Origin of the sequence: Streptomyces sp. NPDC087901, from assembly GCF_044742205.1 — a bacterium.
Lineage (GTDB): Bacteria > Actinomycetota > Actinomycetes > Streptomycetales > Streptomycetaceae > Streptomyces.
On sequence record NZ_JBIUUC010000005.1, the window covers coordinates 217416 to 232986 of the forward strand.

Here is a 15571-nt window from a genome sequence, read left to right on the forward strand (position 1 = left end):
GTCGGTGGGGCTCACGCGGGGCGCCGCAGGACCAGCGCCGCGTTCGAGCCCATGAGGCCGCGGCTGAGCACGAGGGCCGTGCGCAGTTCGGCGGGGCGGGCCCGGCCCATGACCAGGTCGAGGTCGTGGCAGACCTCGAACACGTTGGGCGTGGGCGGGATCAGGCCGTTCTCCATGGCGAGGACGGCGGCGGCCGTGTCCAGGACCGGGGCTCCGCAGTAGGCCCGTCCGATGCCGGTCTTGGGTGCGGTCACGGGGACGCGCCGGCCGTGGGCGCCGAGTGCGTCGGCAAGTGCCATCGCCTCGGCCCGGTCGGCTGCGGGCACGCCGAGGGCGTCCGCGAAGACCACGTCGATCTCCTCGGGCGCGCAGCCGGCCTCCTTCAGTGCGCCCTCGATGGCATGGGCGAGCCCCTCGCGGGACTCCTCCCAGCGCATCGCGGTGGTGAAGGTGGCTGCGTGCCCGGCGATCTCGGCCCGGACCCGGGCGCCGCGCTCCCGCGCCGCCCCCTCCTCCTCGACCACGAACATCGCGCCGCCCTCGGCGGGCACGAATCCGCAGGCTTCCGAGGTGAACGGGCGGTAGGCCCGCGTGGGGTCCTCGGCTGCACTCAGGTCCCGGTAGCCGAGCTGGCAGACGACGGAGTAGGGCGCGAGCGGGGCCTCGGCCGCGCCGACCACCACCGCGTCGGTGCCGCGCCGGACGGACCGGTCGGCGTGCGCCAGGGCGTCGAGGCCGCCGGCCTCGTCACTGGCCACCACCGCGCACGGCCCCTTGAAGCCGCCGCGGATGGAGATCTGGCCGGTGCTGGCCGCGTAGAACCAGGCGATCGACTGGTAGGGGCCGACGTACTTGGAGCCCTGGCCCCACAGCCGTTGCAGTTCGCGCTGGCCGAACTCGCCGCCGCCCGAACCGGCGGCGGTCACCACGCCCACGCTGTACGGCGCGTCCTCGTAGTCGGCGCGGCCCAGCCGGGCGTCGTCCAGGGCCATGTCGGCCGCGGCCATCGCGAAGTGCGTGAACCGGTCGGTCTGCACGAGGTAGCGCTCCTCGATCAGCGAGACCGGGTCGAAGCCCCTGACCTCGCCGGCCACGTGCAGTGGCAGCTCCTCGCACCCTTCACGGGTGACCCGGTCCAGGACGCTCATGCCTTCCTGCGTCCGCTTCCAGAAGGCTTCGGTGGTCGTGCCGTTGGGGGCGACGACGCCGATGCCGGTGACGACGGTTCGCCGGGCCTTGCGGGTATTCATGGTGTCCTCCCACCGCTTCTGGTCAGCGCCACCGCGGACTGGAATCCACCGAATCCGCTGCCGACCGACAGGACGCTGCGCAGTTTCAGGGGACGTGCGGTACGGGGCACGTAGTCGAGATCGCACTCGGGGTCCGGGGACTCGTAGTTCGCCGTAGGCGGCACGGTCTGGTGGACGAGGGCGAGTACGCAGGCGGCGATCTCTATCGCGCCGATCGCCCCGAGCGAGTGACCGACCATCGACTTGATGGAGCTCATCGGTACGTCGTGGGCGTGTGCGCCGAGCGCCCGCTTCACGGCGGCGGTCTCGTGCCGGTCGTTCTGCTTGGTGCCCGAGCCGTGCGCGTTGACGTAGTCGATGTCCGAGGCGGCGATCCCGGCATGCCCGAGCGCCCGGTTGATGGCCTCGGCCATCTCCAGACCCTCCGGCGTCAGCCCGGTCATGTGGTAGGCGTTGCCGAAGGTCGCGTAGCCCGCGATCTCGCAGTACACCGTCGCACCGCGGGCACGGGCATGCTCCAGTTCCTCCAGGACGAGTACGGCTCCGCCCTCACCCATCACGAAGCCGTCGCGGCGGGAGTCGAAGGGCCGGGAGGCGTGTTCCGGGTCCTCGTTGTTGGCCGAGGTGGCCTTGATCGCGTCGAAGCACGCCACCGTGATCGGGGTGATCGGAGAGTCCGACGCCCCGGCGATGCACACGTCGACGCGGCCGTCCTCGATGGAGTGGAAGGCGTAGCCGATCGCGTCCAGGCCGGAGGTGCAGCCCGTGGAGACGGTCTGCACCGGTCCGTGCGCGCCGACCTGTTCGGCCACCGCCGCCGCCAGCGAACTGGGGGAGAAGGCGCGCTCCAGATGGGGCCCGGCCGGACGGTGGTCGACGTCCCAGCGTGCTCCGCTGCCGCTGACGGCGACGTAGTCGTGCTCCAGCCGGGTGGTGCCGCCGACCGCCGTGCCGAGCGATACGCCCATCCGCCACGGGTCGGTCCGCTCCGGGTCGAGGCCCGCGTCGGCGAGTGCCTCACGGGCGGCCACCATCGCGAACTGCACATAGCGGTCCGCGCGGGCGACCTCCTCCTCGCCCAGTCCGTGCGCCTTCGGGTCGAAGTCGCACTCGGCGGCGATCCGGGACCGGAAGCCGGCCGGGTCGAAGAGGGTGATGCCCCGGGTCGCTGTGCGGCCGTTGGAGAGGAGGTCCCAGAAGGCCGGGGTGCCGATGCCGCCCGGGGCGACGACGCCGACACCCGTGACGGCCACTCGCCGGGTCATGAAGCGGCCTCGGTTCGTTCTGGCGGCGCGCCCCGCTCGGCCGACTCGGTGACCTCGGTGTCGACGTGGCCGAGTTCCGGACGGGGAGCGAGCGGGCCGAGGTGGAAGACCATGCGCGCCTCGACGTCCCCGACGTTGCGGAAGCGGTGGCGTACGTTCAGGGGAATCAGCAGCCCCTGGTCGCGTCGCATCGCGAACGGCTCGCCGTCCAGGTCCACTTCGAGCAGCCCGTCCACGACGTAGACGAACTCCTCCGAGTACGGGTGGTAGTGCTCCGCGATGCGGTCGCCGGGCTGAATGATGGCCAGCCCCATGAAGCCGCTGGTGGCACCTACGGCCGTCGGGGTGAGAAGGGCGCGCAGGTCACCCCCGCGCCTGGTGTTGGGCTGGGTCTCACTGAGGTCCACGATGCGTGGCCGGTGCATGGTCATGACTGCTTTCCTCCTGGCGCATGGCGCGTTGTGTCGACGGGTTGAGCGAGAACCCCCAGAGTGCTGATGCGCGGCTCAGGACTCCGCGGCCCGCCGGTCGGTGACGAGGTGCATCTCGGACCGGGCGAGGAAACGCGCGGCGTCCTGGTCGGTGGTCGGCACGGCGTTCGCCTCACCGTCCAGCAGACGCGCGAGCCGGGCCGCCTTGCCGGGGCCGTGGATGCCGAGCGCCCGGGCGGGCTGGGCGTCGAGCGCGCCGCCCACCTCCAGCAGACGGACCACGATGTCGTCACGCTGGAAGATCGTGCTGCTCTCGATGGGGCTGCCCGTGTTGTCGGCCTCCTCCTCGTCGTGCTCGGCCAGGAGGCGGGCCAGCGCCATTCCGCAGCCCTCCTTGGCCTGGTAGAAGAGCGCGTGGCGCTTGCGCTCCCCGGCGGCGTGGCGGCCCGTCGTCACGTGGTGGACGGTGGGCAGGGCCGCCCGGGTGAAGAACATCCGGGCGGAGTCGGGGTCGGCCAGGTCGCGATCCTGCTCCAGGTACGGGTTGATCGCTTCCTCTACGGCCCGGACCTCGGGCTGCCGGGAGACGTGGCGCAGGGCCGCGAGGAGGTCGCCCTCGACCTCGACCGCGCGCACCACCCGGTTGCCGTGCATGAAGAGCGACGTGCGGCGCAGTCGGGTGTGCTCGTCGACCCGGGCCTGCGGGGAGTCGTAGTCGGCGAGGAGCTTCGCGACGATCTCCTCGGTGCCCGGCTTGACGGTGAAGGTCAGCGCGTGGCGCACGACCCCGTCCCCGAGGCGGGGTGCGGCCTGGAGACCGCCCTTGACGGGCTCGAAGCTCTCCTCGAAGGCCGCGCCCGTCTCGCGCAGGACGCTGAAGCGCAGCGAACGGGTGTCGCGCACGCAGCTGTGCAGAGGCTGGACGGTGGCGACATGGTCCTCGCTGTTCACCCACGCGAGGAAGGGCGGCGCGCTCTCCCACTCGCTGGTGATGAGCCATTGGGACGGGTTCTCGATGGACTGGCACAGCTGGTCGCTGATGTGGCCGGGGATCGAGGCGACCTGGTTGCGCATGTGCTCGTACGCCTCCAGGAACTGCTTCTGGGCGCCGTCGTGCAGGTCAAGCAGCAGGATGACCCGCAGCCTTGATCCGTCGAAGGCGGACTGGGAGGTCCGTTCCGAGAGGGTGGTGGTCATCTTGCGAACTCCTTCGAGGCGAGGGGAGAACCGGCCGGGCCGGTGGGGAATCGTCGAGTGGGGGGCGGAGCGGGGAATCTCCCGGCGGATGCGCACAGTCCGCCCGGACCGTGGGCGACGTCTCCGTGACCGATCGTGAAACGCTGGTCCGGCTGACGCGAGATTTATGAACCGTTCAGGTGAGCGGGCGTCCGAACCGCTCCGACGGGGCTCCGACAAGGGCATGAACACTGCATCTGTACGACGTCCGAGCTGGAGCGACTCATGAACGAGAACGTCGACGTCCAAGTACCGGTCCTCATCGTGGGCGGCTCGCTGGTGGGGCTGTCCGCATCCCTCTTCCTCGGCCGGCTCGGCGTCGAGCACCTGCTGGTCGAGAAGCACGCCGCCACCTCGACGCATCCGCGCGGCCGTGGAAACAACGTCCGCACGATGGAGATCTTCCGCCGGGCCGGGGTGGAGCCGCAGATCCGGGCGGCGGCTTCGGTCCTGGCGGAGAACCACGGCATTCTGCAAGCCGGTTCACTGACCGGCGACGACCAGGAGTGGCTGTTCAAGGAAATCGACCCGGGTGGCGCACTGGCCCGCTTCAGCCCGAGCGGCTGGTGCCTGTGCAGTCAGAACGACCTGGAACCCGTCCTCCTGGACCGGGCCCGCGAACAGGGCGGCGACCTGCGGTTCTCCACCGAGCTGCTCTCGTTCGACCCGGACGGGTCCGGCGTACGGGCGGCCCTGAAGAACCGGGAGACGGGTGAGCACACCACGGTGCGGGCGGACTATCTGATCGCCGCCGACGGCCCGCGCAGCCCGATCCGCGAGCAGCTGCGTATCGGCCGTTCGGGTGCGGGTGACCTGTTCCACAACGTGAGCATCACCTTCCGCTCCCGCGGGCTGGCCGATGTGCTGGGCGACCGGCGCTTCATCGTGTGCTACCTGACCAATCCGGAGGCCGACGGTGCGCTGCTGCCGGTGGACAACGAGCGGGAGTGGGTGTTCCACGCGCCGTGGCAGCCGGGCAGGGGCGAGACCCTGGAGGACTTCACGGACGAGCGGTGCGCGGCACACATCCGCAAGGCTGTCGGAGCGCCGGACATCGACGTCGAGATCACCGGCAAGGCGCCGTGGCATGCGGCCGAGCGGGTGGCCGACCGCTACGCCCGGGGCCGGGTGTTCCTCGCCGGCGACTCGGCGCACGAGATGTCGCCCACGGGGGCGTTCGGCTCCAACACCGGCATCCAGGATGCGCACAACCTGGCGTGGAAGCTCGCGGCTGTGCTGCGCGGTGAGGCAGGTCCGGGTCTGCTGGACACGTACGAGGCGGAGCGGCGGCCCGTGGCGCGGGCGACGAGCGAGCGGGCCTCGGCGCGTTCCGGTGAGCACAGCCACCCGGGTTACGCGGCGCCGCCGACCGTGGGCGGCGGGAAGCGGGGCGGGATGCTGAACGTGGCGCTGGGCTACCGCTATGTGGACGGCGCTGTGCTGGGTATCGGCCCTGACCGGCCCGTAGTACCCGAGGGTGTGCAGCTGACGGGTGAACCGGGCAGCAGGGCACCGCACTTGTGGGTGCGCCGGGCCGGGGAGCGGATCTCCACGCTGGATCTGTACGAGCGGTCGTTCGTCCTGCTGACCGACGCTGCGGACGTGGCGTGGCGGCAGGCGGCCGCGCGGGTCGGCGACCGGCTGGGGGCGCGGCTCGACGCCTTCGGGATCGGCACAGGACCGGGTGGCGATCTGGAGCCGGAAGCCGGTGCCGACTGGGCCGAGGCGCACGGGACGAGCGCCGAGGGCGCCGTGCTGGTGCGTCCCGACGGGTTCGTCGCCTGGCGTGCGACGTCGGGCGTCGAGGACGCCGAAGCGGCGCTGCACGAGGTCATGGTGGCGTTGCTGCGCCGGGACTGACGCCGCGTCGGGGCCGGCTCCGCGGGCTCAGCCGACACCGAACGACCGGAGGGCGGCGAGGAACTCCTCCGGTCGTTCGGTGTGCACGAGATGGCCCGCGTCGATGGTGACGAGCCGGGAGCCGGGGATCTGCCGGGCCATCCGGGCGAGGTCCTCCTGGACGATCTGGCTCCTGGGCCCGCCGCCGATCACGAGCGTGGGCGCGGTGATCTCGCCGAGGCGTTCGTGGCCCTGCGGATCGGGTTCGTTGAGCTGGGCGTTGATGGAGGGCACGACGGGCCAGTCGAAGTCCAGTTCCCCGCCGGGGTGTTCGACGGGTGTTCGGGGCGGGTCGAGCGGGAACGGGGGCGGCGCCTCCTCGATGACGAGGCGGCCGATGAGTCCGGGCTGCCGCCCTGCGAGCAGATAGGCCGCGGCGCCGCCCATGGAGTGCCCGACGACCGTGGCACCGGAAAGGTTGCGGGCCTCCAGGAAGGCGTGCAGGTCGTCGCGGAACAGCTCGAAGGAGTAGCGGCCGGTCCAGTCGCTGAGCCCGTGGCCGCGGAAGTCCAAGGCGTACACCCGGTGACGGGCTGCGAGGCGTTCGGCGACGGTGGTCCAGGTGGCACTGTCGCCGCAGCGTCCGTGGGCGAGGACGACGGGCGGTGCGGACGGGTCGCCCCACACCCGGTAGGCGAGCCGGATCCCGCCGGCCTGGACGCTGTGCACGTCCGGGTCCAGAAATGCGGTGAGGGTACGGACGAACGCCCCCGGGTCGTCCAGCCAGGGGAAGTGTCCGGCGCCGCGTTGCACGGCGAACTCCGACTCCGGGAAGAGCGCCGCCAGTTCGGCAGCACGGTCGGGCGTGGTCACGCCGTCGTACTCACCGGCGAGGACGAGCACCGGGGCCGGGAACTCACGCAGGGCCGCGACCGTCGCGGGCGGATCGAATGCTCCCGGCCCGTAATGGCCCCGTGCCGCTTCGGCGTTGATCTGCACCGCGGAGAGGGCGGCGTGTGCCTGCGCGGCCGCGTCCCAGCGTCCGTAGAGGAACGGCCTTGCGGCGGCGCGCAGTTCGTCCGTGAGATGCCCCGCCCAGATCTCCTCCAGAGCCGGGAGCGCCTGCGCGTACCAGGGTTCCGAGCTGCGCAGGGCGGCGGCCTCCCGGGCCTCGCGTTCCACGAAGGCGAATCCGGTGGCCTGTGTGCCGGGGGCGACAAGGATGAGACTGCGCAGCGCCCGCGGGTGGCGCGCGGCGTAGAGCGCGGCAAGGTTCCCTGCCGCCGAATGGGCGAGCAGATCGATGCGTTCGAGGTCCAGGTGCCGGCGCAGCGCCTCGACGTCCTCGACAAGCCGGTCACACCGGTAGGTGGAGACGTCGTCCGGCACGGCGGAGCCCCCCGTCCCGCGCAGATCGAGGACGACCAGCTGCCGTACGGCGGAGAGTCCGCCGAGGTCTCCGAGGTAGGCACCGGCTCTCATCGCGCCGCCGGGCAGGCAGATCAGCGGTACGCCCTCCCCCATGACGTGATAGGCGAGCTCGGTCCCGTCGTACGTACGGAAAGTCGGCATGGACCCATCCAAACAGGGCCGACCGGGTGATGCAGCTGTGTTCGGTACGGGCGTGTCCGCGATGCGGGACGGCACCCGTCGGGTGCGGTGCATCGGGTCGGATGTGAGCGCCCGGGAGCCGCGCTCCAACGGAGAGCCGATCGTCGCGCCGGCGGATGCGTCCTCCCGCGATCCTCCGCGCCACTGTGCCGCGGCCCGGGAACGGGACGGCCGGCTGGCTGGCTGGCTGGCTGGCTGGCTGGCTTGTGTACGGCACGAGGCCGCGGAGGCGTAGCGAGCCGTGCTCCCGGCGGGGCGGTGCGCACGACATGCGTCGCCCCTCTTGCCACCCGGTGGAAGATCCTGAATTACTGCTCCCGGAAGGAACGACCGAATGATCGGTCGACTGCACGGGAAGAGGGAGATCCGCATGACGGCTCTGCTGGACGCAGCGGAACGGATGGACCGCGAGGAGCTGGAGGCGCTCCAGCTGGAGCGGCTGCGGGCCACACTGCGCCATGCGTACGACCGGGTCGGCCACTACCGGACGGCGTTCGACCGGGCGGGGCTGCATCCGGACGACTGCCGCTCCCTCGCCGACCTGGCCCGGTTCCCGTTCACCACCAAGGCCGATCTTCGCGACAACTATCCGTTCGGGATGTTCGCGGTGCCCGAGGAGCAGGTGCGGCGGATTCACGCCTCCAGCGGGACGACCGGCCGCCCGACGGTCGTCGGCTACACCGAGAAGGATCTGGACACCTGGGCGGACGTGGTGGCCCGCTCGATCAGGGCGGCCGGCGGACGCCCCGGGCAGAAGGTCCATGTCGCTTACGGGTACGGCCTTTTCACCGGCGGGCTGGGCGCGCACTACGGGGCGGAGCGGCTCGGCTGCACGGTCATTCCGGCCTCGGGCGGCATGACGGCCCGGCAGGTCCAGCTGATCCAGGACTTCCGGCCCGAGATCATCATGGTGACGCCGTCGTACATGCTGACGCTGCTCGACGAGTTCGAGCGGCAGGGCGTCGATCCGCGGACGACGTCGCTGAAGGTGGGGATCTTCGGGGCCGAGCCGTGGACGGAGGAGATGCGCCGCGAGATCGAGGAGCGTTTCGCGATCGACGCGGTCGACATCTACGGGCTGTCCGAGGTGATGGGCCCGGGCGTCGCGCAGGAGTGCGTGGAGACCAAGGACGGGCTGCACATCTGGGAGGACCACTTCTATCCCGAGGTGGTCGACCCGTTCACCGGTGAAGTGCTGCCCGAGGGGGCGGAGGGTGAGCTGGTGTTCACCTCGCTCACCAAGGAGGCCATGCCGGTGATCCGCTACCGGACCCGGGATCTGACCCGGCTGCTGCCGGGTACGGCCCGCGTTTTCCGGCGTATGGAGAAGGTCACCGGGCGACGATCTGGTCATCCTGCGCGGGGTGAACCTCTTCCCCACCCAGATCGAGGAGATCGTGCTCCGTACGCCCGGGGTGTCGCCGCACTTCCAGCTCCGGCTGACCCGCGAGGGCCGGCTGGACGTCCTGACGGTGCGGGCGGAGGCGCGGGCCGGGGCGACTCCGGAGCAGCGCGCGGCGGCGGCCGCGTCGGTCGCCGCGGCAGTCAAGGACGGGATCGGGGTCTCGGTCGGGGTGGAGATCCTCGATCCGGAGACGCTGGAGAGGTCGGTCGGAAAGTTCCGGAGGATCGTGGACGAGCGGGAACGGCCGGGCAGTTGACCGCCGTCCGATCCGGCGGCAGCCTCAACTGACCCTGGGGTCAACTTGGTTGCTGTGGCAGGATGCGTCGGGGTGGCCATGGGGTGCAGAGGGGATGTGACCGGCCGCGTGCTGCCCCGTTCTGAACGTTCTCCCGTACCGAAGACCTGGAGTTCGCCATGACGCCAGGCCCGGCCAAGGGAGGCTCGGATCGACACCAGCAGGCCGCACCCGGCGCGCGTCTACGACTACCTGCTGGGCGGCAAGGACCACTACCCGGTCGACCAGGCGCTCGGCGAGCAGATGCCGCCCGAAGCGAAGGACGCCGTCGCGCAGAACCGGGCCTTCATGCACCGGGCGGCCGGCTGGGCGGCGCGTACGGGCATCGACCAGTTCCTCGACATCGGGACGGGCATTCCGACCCGGCCGAACCTCCATCAGATCGTCCAGGAGATCAACCCGGCGGCCCGGGTGGTCTACACGGACAACGACCCGGTCGTGCTGCGACATGCCGAGGCGCTGCTCGTCAGCACACCGGAAGGCGCCACCGACTACCTGGAAGCCGACGTGCGCGAGCCCGGGAAGATCCTCGGCCACGCCAGGACCGTGCTGGACTTCGACCGGCCCGTGGTGCTGTCCCTCATCGCCCTCATGCACTTCGTTCCCGACGAGGACGACCCCTACGGCATCACCCGCACGCTCCTCGACGCGCTGCCCACCGGCAGCTGCCTGGTGCTTTCGCACTTCACCAAGGACTTCCTCTCCCCCGAGCAGGACAGGACCGACGAGTACAGGTCGAGCGGCATCGCCTTGCGGCCCCGGACACGGCCGGAGGTCGCACGGTTCTTCGACGGGCTCGACCTGGTTGATCCGGGCCTGGTCACGGCCCCTCGCTGGCATCAGGGCGCGGCTGTCCAGGGGAGCAGGAATGCCACCGACAGCTTCCACGCCGGTGTCGCCCGCGTCCGCGGGTAACGGCCCTTCCCTTCGACAGGGAGTGAGCCCGTCCCCTGTCACCGGGAAGGCCGTCAGGCCCCCGCGAACTCAGGCGAAGCGGTCGCGGAGCTCCCTCTTGAGGATCTTTCCGCTGGCGTTGCGCGGGAGCCCGTCCACGAACACCACCCTCTTCGGGGCCTTGAAGTGGGCGATCCTGTCGCGGGCGTGGCCGATCAGTTCGGCCTCGGTCGCCTCCCCGCGCAGGACGACGACGGCGGTGACGGCCTCGATCCAGCGCTCATCGGGCAGCCCGATGACCGCCGCCTCGGCGACGGCGGGATGGGTGTAGAGGGCGTCCTCGACCTGCCGGGAGGCGACGAGGACTCCGCCTGAGTTGATGACGTCCTTCACGCGGTCGACGACCGTGAAGTACCCCTCCGGGTCGCGTACGGCGAGGTCGCCGGAGTGGAACCAGCCGTCACGGAACGCCTCGGCGCTCTCCTGCGGCTTCTCCCAGTAGCCGCTGCACAGCTGGGGCGAGCGGTAGACCACCTCGCCGGCCGTGCCGTCGGGGACGTCCTTGCCGTTCTCGTCGACGATCTTGGCCTCGACGAAGAGGACGGGCCGGCCGCAGGAGTCCATCCGGCCCTCGTGCTCGTCCGGTCCGAGGACGGTGGCGAGGGGGCCGATCTCGCTCTGGCCGAAGCAGTTGTAAAAGGCAAGTGCCGGAAGGCGTTCGCGGAGGCGTTCCAGCACCGGGACAGGCATGATCGACGCCCCGTAGTACGCCTTCCGCAGGCCCCCGAGGTCACGGACCGCGAAGTCGGGGTGGTTGGCCAGGCCGATCCAGACGGTGGGCGGGGCGAAGAGGCTGTCGGCCTGTCCCGACTCGACGAGGTCGAAGATCCGGCCGGCGTCGGGGGCGTCCAGCACCGTGTTCTCGGCGCCGACCGCGAGGTAGGGCAGCAGGAACACGTGCATCTGCGCGGAGTGGTAGAGGGGCAGGGCGTGCACGGGACGGTCGGTGACGCGCAGATCGAGGGCGGTGACGGCGCTGACGTACTCGTGGACGAGGGCGCCGTGCGTCATCATCGCGCCCTTGGGCAGGGCCGTGGTGCCGGAGGTGTACAGCAACTGGACGAGGTCGTCCGCGGCCGGTTCGTGCACGGACGCGAAGGGGCGCGGGGTGCCGAGTTCGGCCAGGAGGGAGCCGTCGGCGTCGCGGAGCGGCCGTACGGCATACCCCTGCGGGACGCGGCCGGCAAGGTCCGGGTCGGTGAGGACCAGTGCGCTGCCGGACTGGCTCAGGATGTACGCGAGGTCCTCACCGGTGAGGTTCTGGTTGACCGGTACATGGACCAGTCCGGCACGGGCGCAGGCGAGAAAGGCGATCAGGTACGCGTCGGAGTTGTGGGCGTAGGAGGCGACCCGGTCCCCCGGGCGCAGTCCGTGGCTGTCCATGAGGACGGCGGCCGCGGTACTGACCGCCTCGTCCAGCCCGCGGTAGGTCCAGGCCCGGCCGGCGTACCGCAGGGCGGTGCGCTCGGGGGTGCGCCGTGCGCTGCGGGTCACGACGCCGTCGACTGTGCTGCTGCGTACACCGGTCATGGCGTGATCCTGTGCGGCCGGGGCCCCGCGGTCAAGGGTCTGGATACCGGCCGGGATGTTGACAGACGCACAGGACTGCTGGCTGAGTTGCCCATGACATCTCGAACTCCTGAGTAACCGTCTTTCGCACCCGCAGAGTTGGGAGGACCGTTGCCCCTCCGGAACCGTCTGAGGATTCTCGCCGTATCCGGTCTCGCGCTGTTCACCGTGTCGGCGTCCCTGCCGCCGGCCTCGGCGCTCACCACCCGCACCCACCATCCGTCGGGCGGCGGGCTCTCCGCCGTGATCCGCTACACCGAGTACGGCATTCCGCACATCGTGGCGAAGGACTACGCCGGCCTGGGCTTCGGCAACGGCTGGGCGCAGGCCGCCGACCAGGTGTGCACGCTCGCCGACGGCTTCGTCACGCTGCGCGGGGAGCGGTCCCGGTACTTCGGACCGGACGCGGCGCCGGACGGTTCGCTGTCCTCGGCGACGAAGAATCTCTCCAGCGATCTGTACTTCCGCGGGATTCGCGACAGCCACACCGTGGAGAAGCTGCTGAAGGTGCCGGCCCCGGCCGGACCCAGCCGTGCGGTGAAGGAACTGCAGCGCGGCTGGGCGGCGGGCTACAACGCCTGGCTGAAACAGAACCGGATCACCGACCCGGCCTGCCGGGGCGCCCGCTGGGTGCGCCCGGTGACCACGCTCGATGTCGCCGAGCGCGCCTTCGCCCTCTCCGTACTCGGCGGTCAGGGGCGCGGCATCGACGGCATCACGGCCGCGCAGCCGCCCGCCGTCGCACCGGCACCCGCTCCCCCGGCGCCCGCGCCGTCCCCCGACGAGGCGGCGGACGCGGCGGCACGGCTGCTTTCGACGCAGAACGCGGACATGGGGTCCAACGCCGTGGCGTTCCGCGGCAGTACGACGGCCAACGGACGCGGGCTGCTGCTCGGCAACCCGCACTATCCCTGGCAGGGCGGGCGCCGGTTCTGGCAGTCCCAGCAGACGATCCCCGGTGAACTGAACGTGGCGGGCGGTTCGCTGCTGGGCTCGGCGACCATGTCGATCGGGCACAACGCCGACGTCGCGTGGAGCCATACGGTGGCGACGGGCGTCACCCTCAACCTGCATCAGCTGACCCTCGATCCGGCCGATCCGACCGTGTATCTGGTGGACGGAACTCCGCACCGCATGACGAAGCGCACGGTCTCCGTCGCGGTCGAGGGCGGCGCGGACGTGACGCGCACGCAGTGGTGGACCCGCTACGGACCGGTCGTCACCTCACTCGGGGCGGGGCTGCCACTGCCGTGGACGCGGACGGCCGCGTACGCGCTGGGCGATCCCAATGCCGTGAACCTGCGCTCGGGCGACACCGCACTCGGCTTCAGCAAGGCTCGCAGTACGGCCGGGATCAAGGAGTCGCTGCGCCGTACGCAAGGGCTGCCGTGGGTCAACACGATCGCCGCGGACTCCTCCGGGCACACGCTGTTCTCGCAGTCGCAGGTGCTGCCGAGGATCACGGACGACCTCGCGCAGCGGTGCTCGACACCGTTGGGCAAGGCCACGTACCCCACGTCCGGACTCGCCGTGCTGGACGGCTCGCGGAGCGACTGCGCACCGGGGTCGGACCCGGACGCGGTACAGCCCGGGATCTTCGGCCCGGGCCGGATGCCGACCGTGGAGAACGCGCCGTACGTCGAGAACTCCAACGACAGCGCCTGGCTGACGAACGCCGATGCTCCGCTGACCGGTTACGAACGCGTCTTCGGGACGGTCGCCACACCGCGCTCCATGCGGACCCGGGGCGCTGTCGAGGACGTTTCCGCGATGGCGGACGGCGGCCGGCTGACCGTCGCCGATCTGCAGCGTCAGCAGTTCGCGAACCGGGCGCCGGCCGGTGACCTGGCCGCGTCCGATCTGGCACGCGTCTGTGCGGCGCTGCCAGGTGGCACGACACCCGAAAGCACCGGCACGCCGGTCGATGTGTCGGCGGCCTGCCCGGTGCTGCGCGACTGGGACCGGAAGACCGACACGGGAAGCCGGGGCGCGCTGCTCTTCGACCGGTTCTGGCGCAGGGCGGTGGCCGTGCCGGCGGCCGAGCTGTGGAAGGTGCCGTTCTCCCCCGCCGACCCGGTGGGTACGCCGAACACGCTCAACACCTCGGCGCCGCGCGTCCTCGCGGCCCTCGCCGACACGGTGGCCGAGCTGAGGGCTGCGGGCATCGCACTGGACGCGCCGCTGGGTGAGCACCAGTCGGTGCTGCGGGGCGAGCGGCGCATCCCGGTCGGCGGCGGCACGGAGTCCCTGGGCATCTGGAACAAGACCGAGGGCGTGTGGGACGCGGCAGCGGGCGGGTACACGGACGTCTCGACCGGCTCCAGCTACATCCAGGCGGTCGGCTGGGACGGCGGTCCGTGTCCGGTGGCGCGCACCCTGCTCACGTACGCGCAGTCGTCGAATCCGGCGTCCGCCCACTCCAGCGATCAGACCGAGCTGTACTCGGGTGAGCACTGGGTGACGTCCCGGTTCTGCGAGAAGGACATCGCGCGTTCGCCCGCGCTCGAGGTGGTACGGGTGCGCGAGCGCCGGTAGCGGCTTCCGGCCCGCGGTCAGCCCCTGAGCCTCCGCGGTCAGGGGCTGATCGCGAGGAAGACGAACGCGGCGAAGATCGACAGGTGCACGCCGCCCTGGAGCAGGGTGGCGCGCCCCGGTACGACGGTGAGCGCGCCGACCACCACGGTCAGCGCGAGCAGCACCATATGGGTGGCGCTCAGCCCGAGGTGGAGCGGTCCGGACAGCCAGATCGAGGCAAGCGCGATGGCCGGGATCGTCAGGCCGATGCTGGCCATCGCCGAGCCGAGCGCCAGGTTGAGGCTGGTCTGGATGCGCTCGCGGCGTGCCGCCCGTACGGCGGCCAGGGTCTCCGGCAGGAGCACCAGCAGCGCGATGACGACACCCACGACGGCCTGCGGCATACCGGCTGCCTCCACCCCGGACTCGATGGCCGGCGAGACGGCCTTCGCGTCGCCGACCACGGCGACCAGGGCCACGAGCAGCATGGTGAGGCTGAGCGCGGTGGCTCCCCTTCCGGGCAGCGACGCCCGGTGGTCCTCCTGTTTGAGCTGTCCGTCCTGGGTGAGCGGGAGGAAGTACTCGCGGTGCCTGACGGTCTGCACGGCGACGAACAGGCCGTACAGGAACAAGGAGGCGACGGCGGCGAAGGTGAGCTGGGCGGACGAGAACTCGGGCCCTTCCTTGCCGATGGTGAAGGTGGGCAGCACCAGGCTGAGCGTGGCGAGCGTCGCCACGGTCGCGAGGGCGGCGCCGGAGCCCTCCGCGTTGAAGACGACCACGCGGGTGCGGACCGCCCCCACCAGCAACGAGAGGCCTACGATGCCGTTGCAGGTGATCATCACCGCTGCGAAGACGGTGTCCCGCGCCAGCGCGGACGTCTTGGGACCGCCGTCCACCATGAGGGTGACGATGAGCGCCACCTCGATCACGGTCACGGCGACGGCCAGGACGAGCGAGCCGAACGGCTCACCGACACGGTGGGCGATCACCTCGGCGTGATGCACGGCGGCCAGGACGGCCCCGGCGAGGCAGAGCGCGACCACCGCGACGGCGAACGGCGGCAGCTCGCGCCCCCAGCTGAACACCAGCGCGAGCGCGGCGACCAGCGGCACGACCACGGTCCACCGGGTCGCCAGTGACCGGATCGTCGCGCTCGCGTTCATGGGCCATACGCTGCCAGAACCGGCCGGGGCCCGCGC

General features: G+C 71.3%; 10 protein-coding genes and 1 pseudogene. 4 read left to right on the forward strand and 7 right to left on the reverse strand.

Annotation, left to right across the window (positions count from 1 at the left end; genetic code table 11):
• Positions 1-11: 11 nt before the first annotated feature.
• From ACIOEW_RS18195 to ACIOEW_RS18210, 4 genes are all read right to left on the reverse strand, one after another.
• Complete coding sequence (locus ACIOEW_RS18195) at positions 12-1250, reverse strand: ketosynthase chain-length factor (RefSeq protein ID WP_401964614.1); 1239 nt, start codon at positions 1248-1250, stop codon at positions 12-14.
• Positions 1247-2515 carry a beta-ketoacyl-[acyl-carrier-protein] synthase family protein gene (locus ACIOEW_RS18200; protein ID WP_401964616.1) on the reverse strand — a complete coding sequence of 423 codons (1269 nt, stop codon included), beginning with the start codon at positions 2513-2515 and terminating at the stop codon, positions 1247-1249. Before ACIOEW_RS18200 ends, ACIOEW_RS18195 begins: the two co-directional genes overlap by 4 nt.
• A complete protein-coding gene (locus ACIOEW_RS18205; protein ID WP_362545770.1) occupies positions 2512-2946 on the reverse strand; it encodes a cupin domain-containing protein in 435 nt (144 codons plus the stop codon). Before ACIOEW_RS18205 ends, ACIOEW_RS18200 begins: the two co-directional genes overlap by 4 nt.
• Before the next feature lie 75 nt (positions 2947-3021).
• Positions 3022-4143 (reverse strand): SchA/CurD-like domain-containing protein, encoded by a 1122-nt coding sequence (locus tag ACIOEW_RS18210; RefSeq protein WP_362545768.1) that lies wholly within the window; start codon positions 4141-4143, stop codon positions 3022-3024.
• A gap of 264 nt (positions 4144-4407) precedes the next feature.
• On the opposite strand from ACIOEW_RS18210, the gene ACIOEW_RS18215 reads away from it, so the two are divergent.
• Positions 4408-6042 carry an FAD-dependent monooxygenase gene (locus ACIOEW_RS18215; RefSeq protein ID WP_362545766.1) on the forward strand — a complete coding sequence of 545 codons (1635 nt, stop codon included), beginning with the start codon at positions 4408-4410 and terminating at the stop codon, positions 6040-6042.
• 27 nt (positions 6043-6069) lie between these two features.
• Here the strand turns inward: ACIOEW_RS18215 and ACIOEW_RS18220 are convergent, their stop codons facing one another.
• Positions 6070-7593 (reverse strand): alpha/beta fold hydrolase, encoded by a 1524-nt coding sequence (locus ACIOEW_RS18220; RefSeq protein WP_401964617.1) that lies wholly within the window; start codon positions 7591-7593, stop codon positions 6070-6072.
• A gap of 409 nt (positions 7594-8002) precedes the next feature.
• Between ACIOEW_RS18220 and paaK the strand changes: the two are divergent.
• Together paaK and ACIOEW_RS18230 are read left to right on the forward strand one after the other, a co-directional pair.
• A pseudogene (gene paaK, locus ACIOEW_RS18225) lies at positions 8003-9293 on the forward strand (phenylacetate--CoA ligase PaaK).
• 189 nt (positions 9294-9482) lie between these two features.
• Positions 9483-10247 (forward strand): SAM-dependent methyltransferase, encoded by a 765-nt coding sequence (locus tag ACIOEW_RS18230; protein ID WP_401964968.1) that lies wholly within the window; start codon positions 9483-9485, stop codon positions 10245-10247.
• 69 nt (positions 10248-10316) lie between these two features.
• On the opposite strand, the gene ACIOEW_RS18235 is transcribed toward ACIOEW_RS18230, so the two are convergent.
• Complete coding sequence (locus ACIOEW_RS18235) at positions 10317-11816, reverse strand: acyl-CoA synthetase (protein ID WP_401964619.1); 1500 nt, start codon at positions 11814-11816, stop codon at positions 10317-10319.
• A 150-nt stretch (positions 11817-11966) separates the two neighbouring features.
• Here ACIOEW_RS18235 and ACIOEW_RS18240 point away from each other — a divergent pair, with 150 nt between their 5' ends.
• The gene (locus ACIOEW_RS18240) at positions 11967-14390 is read left to right on the forward strand and encodes a penicillin acylase family protein (RefSeq protein ID WP_401964620.1); all 2424 of its coding nucleotides are present in this window, start codon (positions 11967-11969) and stop codon (positions 14388-14390) included.
• Between the two features lie 38 nt (positions 14391-14428).
• Here the strand turns inward: ACIOEW_RS18240 and ACIOEW_RS18245 are convergent, their stop codons facing one another.
• Complete coding sequence (locus ACIOEW_RS18245) at positions 14429-15535, reverse strand: ionic transporter y4hA (protein WP_362545748.1); 1107 nt, start codon at positions 15533-15535, stop codon at positions 14429-14431.
• Positions 15536-15571: the final 36 nt, after the last annotated feature.